The sequence below is a fragment of the Candidatus Fermentibacter sp. genome (assembly GCA_030373045.1).
Classification (GTDB): domain Bacteria; phylum Fermentibacterota; class Fermentibacteria; order Fermentibacterales; family Fermentibacteraceae; genus Fermentibacter.
In genome coordinates this window covers 59,219-72,350 of the sequence record JAUCPW010000025.1, presented here as the reverse complement: position 1 = coordinate 72,350, position 13,132 = coordinate 59,219, and the positions used below count along the sequence as shown (strand labels likewise).

Genomic DNA, 13,132 nt, shown 5'->3' with positions numbered 1-13,132 from the left:
TTCGGAACTCGTCGGCAGCGTCAGATGTGTATAAGAGACAGCCCCGGGGGAGCCGGCAGTACGCTCCGGGCCCTCTCGCAATCCGCATGGCTCCCGTCTGAGGAAGTACGCCAAGGTCCTCTCGCGGCTTGCCGATCCGGTCGATCGGATCTGGGCAAGCCACTGCCGGACCAGCTTGTTCCTGCGGACGCAGGAACAAGCGGGAGGGAACTGGTCCCTGCCGCGAGGCGTTGCTATAATTGTCCAGTCACATCGTGGAATGATTTGGGGCGTATTGCAACCACGTTAAAAAAAGTGCTAAAAGGCCGTAGATCCAGCCTGTGACCGCCCCTCACGGGCGGTTTTTGTTTTCCGACGGAGAGGTGCATGATGCGAAAGCTGTTCACCAGCGAATCCGTGGCCGACGGTCATCCCGACAAGATCTGCGACCAGATCTCCGATGCGGTTCTGGATGCTCATCTCGCCGAGGACCCCAACGCCCACGTCGCCTGCGAGACCCTGGTCACCACCGACTTCTGCCTGCTGGCCGGGGAGGTCAAGAGCACCGTCGAGGTCGACTACGAGGCCGTCGCCCAGGGAGTCATCAGGGACATAGGCTACTGCATCCCAGACATAGGGTTCAAGTACGACAGGAACACCTACGAGATCCACATCCACTCCCAGTCTCCCGACATCGACCACGGAGTCGTCTCGAACCGCGGGGCCGGCGACCAGGGCCTGATGTTCGGCTTCGCGTGCGACGAGACCGAAGCCCTGATGCCGTTCCCGCTCCAGCTCGCGCACCGCCTGCTCGAGCGGCTCTCGGTCGTCAGGAGGGACGGCACGCTCCCGTGGGCCCGCCCCGACGCCAAGAGCCAGATAACGGTGCTCTACGACGAGAACCGTCCCGTGGAGATAGCCGAGATACTGATGTCGGTGCACCATGCCCCCGAGGCGGACAACGCCTCGATGAAGAGCGACGTGCTCGCCCGCGTGGTGAAGCCCGTCCTCGACTGCATGAAGCCCTCGGTGCCCTGGAACAGCTCGAACTTCCTCTACAATCCTTCGGGCCGCTTCGCCATAGGGGGCCCCAACGGCGACACCGGGCTGACCGGGCGCAAGATCATCGTCGACTCCTACGGCGGTGCCGGCAGGCATGGCGGCGGCTGCTTCTCGGGCAAGGACTCGACCAAGGTCGACAGGTCCGCCGCCTACATGGCCAGGTACATCGCCAAGAACCTGGTGGCGGCCGGCGTGGCCGACCGCTGCGAGATCCAGCTCGCCTACGCCATCGGCAAGCCGGAGCCCGTGTCCGTCCGCCTCGACACCTTCGGCACCGAGAAGTTCTGCGACCAGGCGAAGGTCGTGGAACTCGTCAGGGGTATATTCCCCCTGGAGCCCTATGACATCATCGACCATCTCGGGCTCAGGCGGCCCATCTTCAGGAAGACTGCCTCCTACGGGCACTTCGGCAGGATTCCCGGAGATGACGGATCCTTCTCCTGGGAGAGGACCGACAAGGCCGACGAGATACGCAGGGAGCTGAAGCTGTAGACCCGGCGGAGGACTGCCTCGCCCGGGGATGGGGGGAGCGGTGCCCCACGCGATTCTGACGGCCATGCTGCTGGCATCGGGCAACCCCGGGCTGGACAGCCTGGGCGCCCGGCTCGAAGAGACCAGGATACGCGCGGCGGACCTGGAAGCCCAGCATGCCGCCGTCTCCGACATCCTCGTGGCCATCCACGAGAACCTCCTGGCCGCCAGGGCATTCTATGCGGGGCTGGAACAGCAGGAGGCCCTGCTGCTGGGCGACCTCGAGGTGATCGACTCCCGATGCGCCGCGGGGGAGTCGCTCCAGGCCGCTCTCTCGGGCAGCCTCTCCGAGTACCTTGTCTATGTCTACTCGCACAGGAGCCTGCTAGGCTCCGAGGCCCTCTTCTGTCGCGGGGGGCTCTCCCGGGTGCTCAGGCGCGAGGCCTACCTCGAGTTCCTGGCCCGCAGGGCGGCCGAGGAGCAGATCCTGATCGGCATGGAGACGGATTCCCTTTCGAGGTACAGGGACTCTCTCCGTCTCGCCCAGACCGAGATCGCATCGCTCAGGAGGCAGATGGACGAGATCCAGGAGAGGATCGTGTCCGAAGAGGGCAGGCAGGCCATGCTCAGGCTCCAGCTCGGCAGCGAGCTGGCCCGCGCCAGGGACTCCTCGGCGGCGCTCGAACTCGAGAGGGAGAGGGTCTCGTCCCTCGTGAGCGACCTCAGGGCCGCGAGCTCCACGGTGTCGGCGACACTGGGCCTCGTCCAGCCATCCGCCGAGAGCGTGATAGGGAACTCGGCCGGCTCCCTCCCGTGGCCCGCCGACGGCGAGGTGGTCCGCCGCTTCGGCCTCGAGGTCCACCCCGTCTACGGCACGGAGACCACGAGCAACGGCATAAGCGTGGCGACCCCGCCGGCATGCGACGTGAACGCCGTATCCGGCGGGATGGTGCTGTACGCCCGCGAGTTCCCCAGCCTGGGCCGGATGGTGATCGTCGACCATCTCGACGGCTACTACACCATCTATGCCGATCTGGGAGACCTGGACGTGGAATGCGGCGACAACGTGGACGGAGGGCAGCGCCTCGGCCGGGCAGGCTCCCTTTCCGACGGGAGGGCCGGCTACTACTTCGAGATCAGGGCCGGCGGCCAGCCCGTCGACCCCGAAGGATACCTCCAGTGACGGGGATACTGGGCCGGAGGAGCCCCGACCCCATCCTGGGGCACGACGACGTCGAGGAGGTCCTCCAGGCGGCCCTGTCCTCCGGCAGGCTGGCTCATGCATATCTCTTCGCCGGACCCAGGGGCACCGGCAGGTTCTCCACCGCGCTGGTCCTGGCCGCGTCGTTCATGTGCAGGAATTCCCGGACGGGCTGGTGCGGCGGGTGCGGCGACTGCCGGAGGATCATGAAGCTCCAGCACCCGGATGTGAGGATCACGTTCCCGGTGCTGGGGGCCACGAAGCCGGAGGAGATCGCCGACCTCATCTCGAAGAGGTCGGGCGACGGCACGACACGGCTTGCAGTGCCGGGCAACTCCGCGATCGTGATAGACGCCGTCAGGGAGATACAGGCCCGCATGGCACTGAAGCCCTACGAAGGCAAGGGGCGCGTCGAGATCCTGCTCGACGTCGACAGGATGAGGCAGGAAGCCTCCAACGCCCTGCTCAAGTCCCTCGAGGAGCCGCCACCCGAAACCCTCCTGATCCTGACCGCGGAGAGGGTTTCAGGGGTGATCCCCACCGTCCGTTCGCGTGCCCATCTCGTGAGATTCGGCCGCGTCCCCGCGGAGACGGTGGCCCGCATCCTCGTGGAGCGCGCCGGGACAACCCCTGCCGAAGCCTCCCGCGCGGCCGCCATGGCCGACGGCAGCGTGGGCGATGCGCTCTCTCTGGCGAAGGAGGGCCCGGTGCTGCCTTCCGTGGTCGAGCGGGGGCTCGAGCTGCTCTCCCTCGCGGAGCCGTCGGGCATCATCCCGGCCGTCCGGGTGATGGCCAAGGCGCTGGGCGTCCCCGGGAGCACGAGCCTGTGCGCCGGGATGTCCGCCATCCTCCACGACCTGCGGAGGCTCGCCGTGGGCAGCCCTGCAGTCTTCTCGACCCCGGACGACCTGCCCCGGGGGTGCGGCTGGCCGGCCGACTCCCTCGGGAAGGCGGTCGAAGCATTCCAGGTGTGCGAGGCCCGGATCAGGGCCAACGTCAATCCGGCCGCGGCGCTCATCGCGGCCTTCACGGGAGCCTGGCACGTGCTGAGCTCGAGCGATGCGAAGCGAGGTGAGGTGCATTGATCACAGAGGCCTTCGAGGGGGCCCGCGAACCCGGGAGGGATACGGAGGCATGTCCCGCGGGCGCCGTCGCCCAGGGAGAGCTCCTGGAGGTTGCATTCCGTGCCAGGAGGCTGGGGCTGTTCTCGAATCCCGGGCTCCCGGTCGACGCGGGTTCGCTGGTCGTGGTCTCGCTCGAGAGGGGCGAGGACCTCGGGCGGGTGGTTGCCAAGTACCGCACCGGGGAGCCGTCCCCCGGCGAACCGATGGGATCCTTCATTCGCGTGGCCGACGCATCCGATCTGGAGAGGGCCGCGGCGAACACGGAGTTCGAGGCCAGGGTGATGGCGTTCTGCCGCGAGAGGGTGAAGAACCGCAGGCTGGACATGAAGCTCACGGGATGCGAGTCCCAGCTCGACCGGAGGAAGATCAGGGTCTACTTCACTGCGGAGCAGCGCACCGACTTCCGGGCGCTGGTCAGGGATCTGGCCGCCGAGTTCAGGGCCAGGATCGAGATGAGGCAGATCGGTGTGCGCGACGAGGCCCGGCACCGCGACGGGGTGGGGATATGCGGCCTCAGGCTGTGCTGCGCATCATTCCTCAGGGAGTTCACCTCCGTCACCCTCAAGTCGGTGAGGGAGCAGAACCTGGCTCCCAATCCCAGCAAGGTGTCCGGGTCGTGCAGCAGGCTGATGTGCTGCCTGGCGTACGAGACCGACTTCTATCGCAAGGCCGGCCGGCTCTTCCCGGAGATCGGATCGAGGCACGTGCTCGACGGGAGGAACGCGGCGGTCCAGGCCTGTGACATATTCCACGACAGGATAGTGCTCGCCTGGGAGGAGGGGGGGTCGGAGACCCTCGACATAGCGGAGTTCCACCGCAGGAGGAGCAAGGGAAGACCCCGCAGGCCGGGGGAGGCGGGGGACGACTCCCCGGACCAGCCTGCGCGGGATGACGAAAACAAGGAACCCCGCGGGAGAACCTGATGGACACCAGATATCTCGTCACCAGCGCGCTGCCCTATGCGAACGGACCGCTTCACCTCGGCCACCTGGCGGGAGCCTACCTCCCTGCCGACATCTATGTGCGGTTCCTCCGGATGTGCGGCGAGGACGTCATCTATGTTTGCGGCACCGACGAGCACGGCGTGCCCATCACGATCACCGCCGAGAAGCAGGGCAGGACGCCCCGCGAGGTGGTGGACGAGTACCACGCGACCATACGCAGGGAGTTCGAGGCCTTCGGGATCTCCTTCGACAACTTCTCGCGCACGTCCCTGCCGTCCCACGCCGAATTCGCCAGGGGAGTCTTCCTCGATCTGCTCGGAAAGGGCCTCATAGCCGAGAGGACGATGAAGCAGCTCCACTGCCCGCGATGCTCCAGGTTCCTGCCGGACCGCTACGTGAACGGCACCTGTCCGAAGTGCGGAGCTCCCGGGGCCAGGGGAGACCTGTGCGAATCCTGCGGGAGCTGGCTCGAGGCGCTGGAGCTGAAGGCTCCATCGTGCAGCATCTGCGGTTCGGAACCCTCCCCGCGCGACACGACGCACTGGTTCCTGCGGCTGGACGCCTTCCAGGACTGGCTCCGGGAATGGCTCCCCTCCCGCGAGGGCTGGCGGGACAACGTGCTCAACTACTGCAGGGGCTGGCTGGACGAGGGGCTCCAGGAGCGCGCCATCACCAGGGACATCGACTGGGGGGTCCCCGTGCCGCTGGACGCCGCGTCGGGCAAGGTGCTCTACGTCTGGTTCGAGGCCCTGCTGGGCTATGTCAGCAGCACGCGCGAGCTCTTCGAGAAGCGGGGCGATCCCGGCGCCTGGGAGAAGTGGTGGAAGGATCCCGGCACCAGGCTCGTGCACTTCATCGGCAAGGACAACATCGTCTTCCATGCCATCATAGAGCCGGCGATCCTCCGCGGCCTGGGCGGCTTCGTCCTGCCCTGGAACATCCCGGCGAACGAGTTCCTGAACATCTCGGGCCAGAAGCAGTCCACGAGCCGCGGCACCGCCGTGTGGATGGGCGAGTATCTCGAGAGGTTCCAGCCCGATCCCATGAGATACACGCTCTCGATCAACGCCCCCGAGGGCAGGGACGCCGACTTCACCTGGGCCGAGTTCAGGGTGAGGAACAACGAGCTGGCCGACGTGCTGGGCAACTTCGTCAACCGCACCGTGAGCTTCGCGTTCCGCGAGTTCGGCGGGCTCGTGCCCGCCTGCGGCGAACCCGGAGAGAGGGAGAAGGCGCTCGCCGACATGGCCCTGCAGGCCGGTGCCTCCATCCGCGGCCTCCTCTCCACCTTCAGGTTCAAGGCGGCCTGCGCCGAGGCGATGGCCCTGGCCCGCGAGGGGAACAGGTACTTCGACTCCTCTGAGCCCTGGAGGACCGCCCGCACCTCGCGCGAGGAATGCGCCCGGACGATCCGCCATTCGCTGGAATTCATCGACTGGCTCAGGCTCGTCTTCTCCCCGTTCCTGCCGTTCTCCTGCGAGAGGATCGCCGGGATGCTGGGAGGCGGCAGGGAGAACCGCTGGGACGCCATCGGCAGGCCGTCCCTCGTCGAAGGAACCAGGCTGGGGCAGCCCGTGATCCTCTTCGAGAAGCTGGAAGAGGGATTCGACGGCTCCGCCGCGCCCGGGAAGCCCGCCGCTTCCGTCCCGCCGGGGGTGAAGGGGGAGGATGATGCGAAGGCTCCCGCCGTGGAACCGGAGGCTCCGGCGAGGATATCCTTCGACGAGTTCAGGAAGCTCGACCTGCGCGTCGGGAGGATCATCTCCGCCGAGCCCGTGCCGAAGGCCGACAAGCTGCTGGCGATGAAGGTCGACCTCGGTGAGCCGGAACCCAGGTCCATCGTGGCCGGGCTCAGGCAGTGGTACGAGCCGGACGCCCTTGCGGGAAGGCTGGTCGTGGTCGTGTCGAACCTGGAACCGGCCCGGATCAGGGGGGTTCAGAGCGACGGGATGATACTCGCATCGGACGGCGGGTCGGGGGTGTTCGTCCTGGGCCCCGACCCTTCGGCCCGTCCCGGCGACAAGGTTCGATAGGAAGCGAAGGGAGACAGTCATGCCGTTGAGCTTTGGCCAGATAGACCCGGGATTCCTGCTCGTCATCGGGGCGATGATCCTCGGGCTCATCGCGGGTGGAGCGGTCCAGAGAACCTTTTCGCGCTACAGCAAGGTGGGCACGAGGCTCGGCATGACCGGCGAGCAGATGGCCCGCAGGATCCTCGACAACTATGGCCTCACGAACGTGGCCGTCGAGCGGGTGGCAGGCAACCTCACGGACCACTTCGACCCCAGGAGCAACGTCCTGAGGCTGTCCGACCCCGTCTACGGCAGCGCCTCCGTCGCCGCCCTCGGAGTGGCAGCGCACGAGGCCGGGCACGCCGTGCAGCATGCCTTCAAGTACAGGCCCATCACCATGCGCAACGCCCTTGTGCCCGTTGCGAACCTCGGTTCGCAGCTCCTCGTCCCCCTGATGTTCGCGGGCGTGGTCATGGGCGAGCTCGGCAGCCTGGTCATAACCATCGGCGCCATCCTGTACGGCGGCGCCGTGCTTTTCCACATCGTCACGCTCCCCGTGGAGTTCAACGCCAGCTCGAGGGCGGTATCGTACCTGGAGGCCACCGGGAGCCTGAACAGCGAGGAACTCGGCGGGGTGAAGAAGGTGCTGAGGGCCGCCGGCATGACCTATGTCGCCGCCGCCCTCGCCTCCGTGGCGAACCTCATAAGGCTGCTCCTCCTCGGGAGAAGGCGGTAGATGGACGGATCGGCGCCGCTCGTCATAGTCCTGGTCTTCTTCAGCGTGATCTGTCACGAGATCGCCCACGGCTACACGGCCTACAGGCTGGGCGACCCCACCGCATACCGGATGGGGAGGCTCACCTTCAATCCGCTGCCGCACATAGACATCTTCGGCACGATCATCCTCCCGATCCTGCTGACCGTGATAGGCAGCTCGGTGCTGCTGGCCTGGGCCAAGCCGGTTCCGGTCGACCCCAGGTACTTCAGACGGCCCAGGACGGGGATGATGTGGGTCTCGATAGCCGGTCCGGGCACGAACCTCGTGCTCGCCGCAGTCTTCGCCGGTGCGGCGCACCTGGTTTCCACCGTCGTGCCGGGCTTCGTCACCAAGGCCCTGGCTTCGACCGCCCTCGTCAACGTCATACTCACGGTGTTCAACCTCTTCCCGGTGCCGCCCCTCGACGGCAGCCGGATAGTGGCGAAATTCCTGAGGGGGAGGGCCCTGCTCAGGTATCTGAGCATCGAGCCCTACGGGATGTTCATAGTCTTCGGGCTGCTCTACCTGGGCGTCTTCTCCAGGGTGGCCTATCCGGCCCTCGATCTCGCCGTGAGGCTGCTGGATCTGGGCAGGTTCCTCTTCGCCGTATAGGGGATCAGGAGGTTCCGGGAGCATGCTTCTGCTCGCTTTCGCAGCGCTCGCGTCATTCCCGCCCATGACAGTGGACCTGACGGGGGCCGACCCCGGGACCTGGGAGGAGTGGGCCGCCGGGGAGCCCTCCACCGTCCCCTTCTCGCTCGAGACCATCATCGGTCCGCCCGCCGGCGCAGCTACCGACTTCGCGGTGCTGATCGAGGAGGGCCTGGCCGACAGCCTGGTGCCCGGCACCATCGAGCGGTGGGTCGCCGACATGGAGCCCTGGGTGGGCGGGGTCCTCGTTGCCGAGGCCTCCTACTCGACACCCGAGGAACTGAGGGCCTGGCTGCTCGAAATGCATGCGGAGGGGCTCGAAGGTGTCGTGCTCGTGGGCGATCTGCCTGTCGCCTGGGTGATGCTGGACAACGCCTTCGCCCGCGACAGCGAGACCTTCCCCTGCGACTACTTCTACATGGACCTCGACGGGCTCTGGGAGGACCTCTGGATCGGGTATCCCTCCGCGGGGATCCCCGGGTCGGACGGCAAGTACGACACATGGGACACGTCCGGCATGGCACCCGAGATCTACTGCGCCAGGATCATCACCTCCAAGACCACGATCGGAGCCGAGGACTCGCTCCTGCAGGCCTATCTCGACCGCAACCACGAGTGGCGGACGGCCGGCGACCCCCTGCCGTTCCAGGCGCTCTGCTACGTCGACAACGACTGGGCGGTGTGGGGCGGCGAGTTCCGCGACGCGATGATGCAGCTCTACCCGGTGGTGGAGCTGATCAACGACGAGGAGCAGACCTGCGGTACGGACTACGAGGAGAACAGGCTCCCTGTCGTGTACGAGTGGATCAGCCCGTTCGTCCACTCGGGGCCGACTTTCCACCAGTGGAACCCGGGCCCCGAGACGTACTGGAACGAGGTCACCGCCATCGATCCGCCGGCGAGGTTCTACAACCTGTTCGCCTGCTCCAACAGCAGGTTCACCACCCCCAGGAACATGGGATCGATCTACGTTTTCGGGACGACGCACGGGCTGGCATCCGTGGGCAGCACCAAGACCGGTTCGATGCTCTCCTTCGAACCCTTCTACGCGACGCTGGGTGCCGGCGGGAACCTCGGCCAGGCGTTCCGCGACTGGTGGACCTTCATCAACTCCGGCGGCTTCACGCCCTACGAGATGTCATGGCACCTCGGCATGGTCCTGATCGGCGATCCCACGCTCGTACCGGCCTCCCCGATGCTCGGGGTCCCCGGAGGAGATCCTGGATACGCCGTTCCGTCTATGTCCTTCGTCGAGAATCCCTGCCGGGGGAGCGTCGCGATCCTGCTGCCGGGTTCGGGCGAAGCCCTGGTGAGGGTCTTCGATCCGTCCGGCAGGCTGGTCGCATCGCGCACGGTCACGCGCGGCGGCGGTCCTGTCGAGATCGACATGCCGGGGATGCCCAGGGGCGTCTACACCGCGGTGTCGTCCTCGGAAGGCGGTTCGGTGTCCGGCAGGTTCGCCCTGCTCTAGAGCTCCGACCACCGAAGCAGTCTCAGCGGCGGAACAGCACCTGGAAGTGCTGTTCCGCCCTCAATTTACGCCATATGTTTGGCACATCAAGCATCGATACTGCCACATCATGCACCTGTGCAATCGAATGTTCCGTTCGGACCGGGCAATCCGGCTGCAATTTCTGCAATTATCGTATGTCACGGTAACGCATGGGAGTACAGCAGTATCGTGATCTCAATTCCTGGGAAACCTCTCAGCAAGCATGCAAACAAGGGCAACTAGCTGTCGTTGGCGTTCTGTCATCCGCGAGCTTGACGTGATACATATTGCACGCTATTGAAGCAATGCCTGCTCGGAACACGGAAATGGAGGAAGCATGAAGAGCCTGCTGCACATCATCAGTGCGATCGTACTCGTATCCGGCGTATCTTTCGCTGATAACTCCAATGACATTTGGTGTGATGTGTATGGCTCTGTGGTCGTGAAGGACTCTCCAGGCCTCGCCGGGTCGTTCGAGATAAATGTCTACCCCGCTGGAGGGGGAACAGCGATAGCATGGGCCAGCGGCAGCATGGTCGGGGACATCATCTCGCAATACGAGACATCAGCATACCAGCATACGGCAGCACCTTACGTCGACGTAGAATGTATAGTAAGGAACTCTCAGGAGCAGATCATATTCCAGCGTGTTGTCGAGGATGTAGAATCGGTACACTATTACATCGGAGCGCATGTCGACTTCGGATTCCGGGCCTTGGACGGGATGGAATCGTCGACCGAGAGCGCTCCTGTCGACCAGGGATGCTTCTCGTTCGGACAGTCGGAGACCTGGGCCGGGATCAAGACCCAGTTCTAGCCTGAACCAGACTCATGAGCAGGCCGGGGGGCTTCTTGCCCCCCGTTCCTATGCAGATGACTAGAGCTCCGACCACAGAGACGGGTCGGGCGGCAGCCTGTTGACCACGCCCTCGTTCATTTCGAGGCCGTAGGCCTGCTCGAGGCTGCGCATCCACTCATCGAAGCGCGCCTGCTCCCGGGCGGCCCTGATGCGCGATTCCAGCTCGGGCAGGGCTTCTTCCAGCGTGGCCTGCCTCGCGGGCAGAACGGAGTGGAGCCTGAACGCCACCCAGATCTCCTGCTCGGAATAGGGCGCCGGCCCGAACCATGTCGTGGTGTCCGTCGCGGCGAAGAGCGAGGACCCAAGGCCCGCAGGCACCTCCCCTGCCGACAGGGGTCTGGTGAGGTGCTCGTCTCCGTCAGGACCCGAAAGCCCGGGCAGACCTCCGAACCGATCCTCCACCCCATCTGTGCCGCCCGAGGCGAGGGCGTCCCTGAAGGCGTCCACCTCGACCGTGTCCCTGAACGAGAGACAGACGAACGATCTCATCTCGGGCACCCCGGGCGGGGCTGCGGCATACGCCGAATCGAGCATACCGGATGTGATCCCGATGCTGTCGATGACGAACATCGCGTAGAGGGTGTCCGCTGCGAGCCTCATGCCATAGCCCGCTGCCTCCAGGGCCAGCGAGTCCGCCGCGGCCGGATCGATCTCCCCCAGCCTGCAGGCGAGGGCCTCCCTGTAGAGGATCACGTCGGCGAACGCCGAGAGCCAGGCCGTGTCGGACGGCTGGACCAGCCTGGTCTCGGCCTCCAGTCGGATCTCCTCGACCATCCGTTCGGCTGTCCAGACCTCGGAAACGGTCGATATGAGAGTATCGCCCGAAGCGGGATCTACTCCGCCGGCAACCAGCCCGGCGAACTCGGCGAAAGCCTCCGGCCGGTACTCCACTGAAGCTTCCGACATGAACCCGGCCCGTATCCCGGCGGCCATCTCCAGGGCACGCTGCGAGGCCATCCTGTCACGGCCGAAAGCGAGCGTGTTCGCGCTGTCGGCCCTCATCGCGGCAACCAGACCGGGGTCGGTTCCGGACACGGAATCCAGAGTCACCGTGGAGCCGTCGGCCAGCCCGGCCGATTCTCCCTCCGAAAGGCCGGCCAGAACCAGTCCGATGGTCGGATCCATCTCGGAGAGGACGGAGGGGCCGTGCCCGACCGGCTCCAGTCCGTCAGCCCGGGAAATGCCGTACCAGACCGTGATCCCGAGATGATCGAGATAGTAGGCATCGTCGGCCGGGGTGAGTGCAGTTTCGGCCTGCAGCCTCAGCCCGTCCTCGGCGGCGCGGAAGGAGCGGAGCCTGTTCCAGGCCTCGACCCTGAATGCGATGCGCGGATCGGACCCGAGACCCAGCCTCTCCACCTCGCGCTCCACGAGCGCCTTTCGGGAGTAGGCCAGGATGAAGTCGCCGAGTGGATTCCCGCCCGAGGCGAACCCCTGCCGGACTTCGGGCGGTAGGCTGTCCCAATAGGCCCCCGCCTCGGCCACCGTGACGGTCTCCCCGTCGAGGCGGAAGAGCCAGTCCTCTCCCGAGACGGATCCCCCGCAGCCGCAAGGGAACAGAACTGTCAGAGCCAGGACGGGATACAGCAGCCTTCTCATACTCAACTCCACCCGGGCGCCCCGGGAAGCGAAAGGGAGGCGCCGCGAACGGCGCCTCCCGTGCGTATCACACCGGTTCTAGAGCAGGGTCTTGATCGAGCCCCAGGTCTCGGGAGTGAGGGACAGCGACCTGACGTCGAAGCAGTAGACATAGTCGGGATCGGCCTGGGCGAGGACCCAGAACTGGCTTGCGCCGTCGAAGGGAGCCATCTCGCAGCCGCCCGCGGTGCCGACTTCGGGGAGCAGGTTGTACTGCGTGATGAGGGCTCCGGTCATGTCGAGCTGATAGAGCACGCCGTCGGCGCTGGCGGTGGAGACCCACATGCAGGGCCAGTCGGCGTCATAGGCGGCACCGTAGATGCCGCCGTTGGCGATGGCGGAGGACCAGACGGAGTAGGTGGAAGTGCTGCCGGAGACGCCGTCCCAGGTGACCTGGTAGACGTCGGTGGTGAAACTGCCGGTGTAGAAGTAGGTGCCGTCCCAGGCCTGCGCGCGGTTGGGGTTGATGGCGCTGCAGTTGTAGGAACCGACCTTTACCCCGGTTGCCGGGTCGTAGTAGTCGACCACGGTGTCGTCACTGCCGAAGATGTAGGTGCCGTTGAAGCACAGGTCGCGGAGACCCCAGCCCGAGGTCCCGTTCTGGTTGTAGGTGGTGACCACCGTGTGCGGAGAGGCGAGGGTGATGACCTGGATGTAGTTCATGGGTCCGCCGCCCTGCTTGGCGCCTTCCGTCACCCAGAGATTGGCAGTGCCGTCGTAGCCGAGACCGACGTTGTAGACGGTGCCGCCGGTGAGCCCCTCGATGTCGAAGCTGTCGAGGATCGTCAGCTCGGCCCTCGACCCGCCGTGTGCGATGCCGGAAGCCCACGGGGAGGCATCCTGCTGTGACGCAAACGAAACCGCTGCAAGCATCATCAGAGCCGCGATCACTTTCATCTCTTCTCCCCCTCCTGATAAGGAACGTAACCTTTTTGTCAAATA

Annotated in this window: 11 protein-coding genes and 1 riboswitch; of the genes, 9 read left to right on the top strand and 2 right to left on the bottom strand. The window is 65.8% G+C overall.

Annotated features, from left to right (window positions below; genetic code table 11):
- Positions 1-244: 244 nt before the first annotated feature.
- Positions 245-321, top strand: a riboswitch (SAM riboswitch).
- Positions 322-366: 45 nt separating this feature from the next.
- The 9 genes from metK to QUS11_04925 all read left to right on the top strand — a co-directional run bounded on the left by metK (position 367) and on the right by QUS11_04925 (position 10,510).
- The gene (metK, locus tag QUS11_04965; protein MDM7992644.1) at positions 367-1,533 is read left to right on the top strand and encodes a methionine adenosyltransferase; all 1,167 of its coding nucleotides are present in this window, start codon (positions 367-369) and stop codon (positions 1,531-1,533) included.
- Positions 1,534-1,573: 40 nt separating this feature from the next.
- Positions 1,574-2,695, top strand: coding sequence for a peptidoglycan DD-metalloendopeptidase family protein (locus QUS11_04960; protein MDM7992643.1), 1,122 nt, complete (start codon positions 1,574-1,576; stop codon positions 2,693-2,695).
- Entirely contained in the window at positions 2,692-3,798 is a 1,107-nt protein-coding gene (locus QUS11_04955) for a hypothetical protein (protein MDM7992642.1), read from the top strand. The genes QUS11_04960 and QUS11_04955 overlap by 4 nt, the downstream gene beginning before the upstream one ends.
- A complete protein-coding gene (gene ricT / locus QUS11_04950; GenBank protein MDM7992641.1) occupies positions 3,795-4,760 on the top strand; it encodes a regulatory iron-sulfur-containing complex subunit RicT in 966 nt (321 codons plus the stop codon). The genes QUS11_04955 and ricT overlap by 4 nt, the downstream gene beginning before the upstream one ends.
- Positions 4,760-6,814, top strand: a complete 2,055-nt coding sequence (metG, locus tag QUS11_04945) for a methionine--tRNA ligase (protein ID MDM7992640.1) — start codon at positions 4,760-4,762, stop codon at positions 6,812-6,814. Before ricT ends, metG begins: the two co-directional genes overlap by 1 nt.
- A gap of 19 nt (positions 6,815-6,833) precedes the next feature.
- On the top strand, positions 6,834-7,529 hold the full coding sequence (locus tag QUS11_04940; GenBank protein MDM7992639.1) for a zinc metallopeptidase: 696 nt from the start codon (positions 6,834-6,836) through the stop codon (positions 7,527-7,529).
- Positions 7,530-8,162: a site-2 protease family protein gene (locus QUS11_04935; GenBank protein MDM7992638.1), complete on the top strand. Its 633-nt coding sequence runs from the start codon at positions 7,530-7,532 to the stop codon at positions 8,160-8,162. It abuts the gene before it with no gap.
- 22 nt (positions 8,163-8,184) lie between these two features.
- Positions 8,185-9,672: a hypothetical protein gene (locus QUS11_04930; protein ID MDM7992637.1), complete on the top strand. Its 1,488-nt coding sequence runs from the start codon at positions 8,185-8,187 to the stop codon at positions 9,670-9,672.
- Between the two features lie 358 nt (positions 9,673-10,030).
- Positions 10,031-10,510 carry a hypothetical protein gene (locus tag QUS11_04925; GenBank protein ID MDM7992636.1) on the top strand — a complete coding sequence of 160 codons (480 nt, stop codon included), beginning with the start codon at positions 10,031-10,033 and terminating at the stop codon, positions 10,508-10,510.
- Positions 10,511-10,570: 60 nt separating this feature from the next.
- Here QUS11_04925 and QUS11_04920 read toward each other — a convergent pair whose 3' ends face one another.
- Together QUS11_04920 and QUS11_04915 are read right to left on the bottom strand one after the other, a co-directional pair.
- A complete protein-coding gene (locus QUS11_04920) occupies positions 10,571-12,151 on the bottom strand; it encodes a peptidylprolyl isomerase (GenBank protein ID MDM7992635.1) in 1,581 nt (526 codons plus the stop codon).
- Between the two features lie 78 nt (positions 12,152-12,229).
- A complete protein-coding gene (locus QUS11_04915) occupies positions 12,230-13,087 on the bottom strand; it encodes a hypothetical protein (protein ID MDM7992634.1) in 858 nt (285 codons plus the stop codon).
- Between the last annotated feature and the right edge of the window lie 45 nt (positions 13,088-13,132).

Excerpts from the sequence above, each read along its gene's own strand:
- QUS11_04925 (MDM7992636.1), top strand. The coding sequence starts at position 10,031 with ATGAAGAGCCTGCTGCACATCATCAGTGCGATCGTACTCGTATCCGGC.
- metK (MDM7992644.1), top strand. The coding sequence starts at position 367 with ATGATGCGAAAGCTGTTCACCAGCGAATCCGTGGCCGACGGTCATCCC.
- QUS11_04930 (MDM7992637.1), top strand. The coding sequence starts at position 8,185 with ATGCTTCTGCTCGCTTTCGCAGCGCTCGCGTCATTCCCGCCCATGACA.
- QUS11_04940 (MDM7992639.1), top strand. The coding sequence starts at position 6,834 with ATGCCGTTGAGCTTTGGCCAGATAGACCCGGGATTCCTGCTCGTCATC.
- metG (MDM7992640.1), top strand. The coding sequence starts at position 4,760 with ATGGACACCAGATATCTCGTCACCAGCGCGCTGCCCTATGCGAACGGA.
- QUS11_04920 (MDM7992635.1), bottom strand. The coding sequence starts at position 12,151 with ATGAGAAGGCTGCTGTATCCCGTCCTGGCTCTGACAGTTCTGTTCCCT.
- QUS11_04935 (MDM7992638.1), top strand. The coding sequence starts at position 7,530 with ATGGACGGATCGGCGCCGCTCGTCATAGTCCTGGTCTTCTTCAGCGTG.
- QUS11_04915 (MDM7992634.1), bottom strand. The coding sequence starts at position 13,087 with ATGAAAGTGATCGCGGCTCTGATGATGCTTGCAGCGGTTTCGTTTGCG.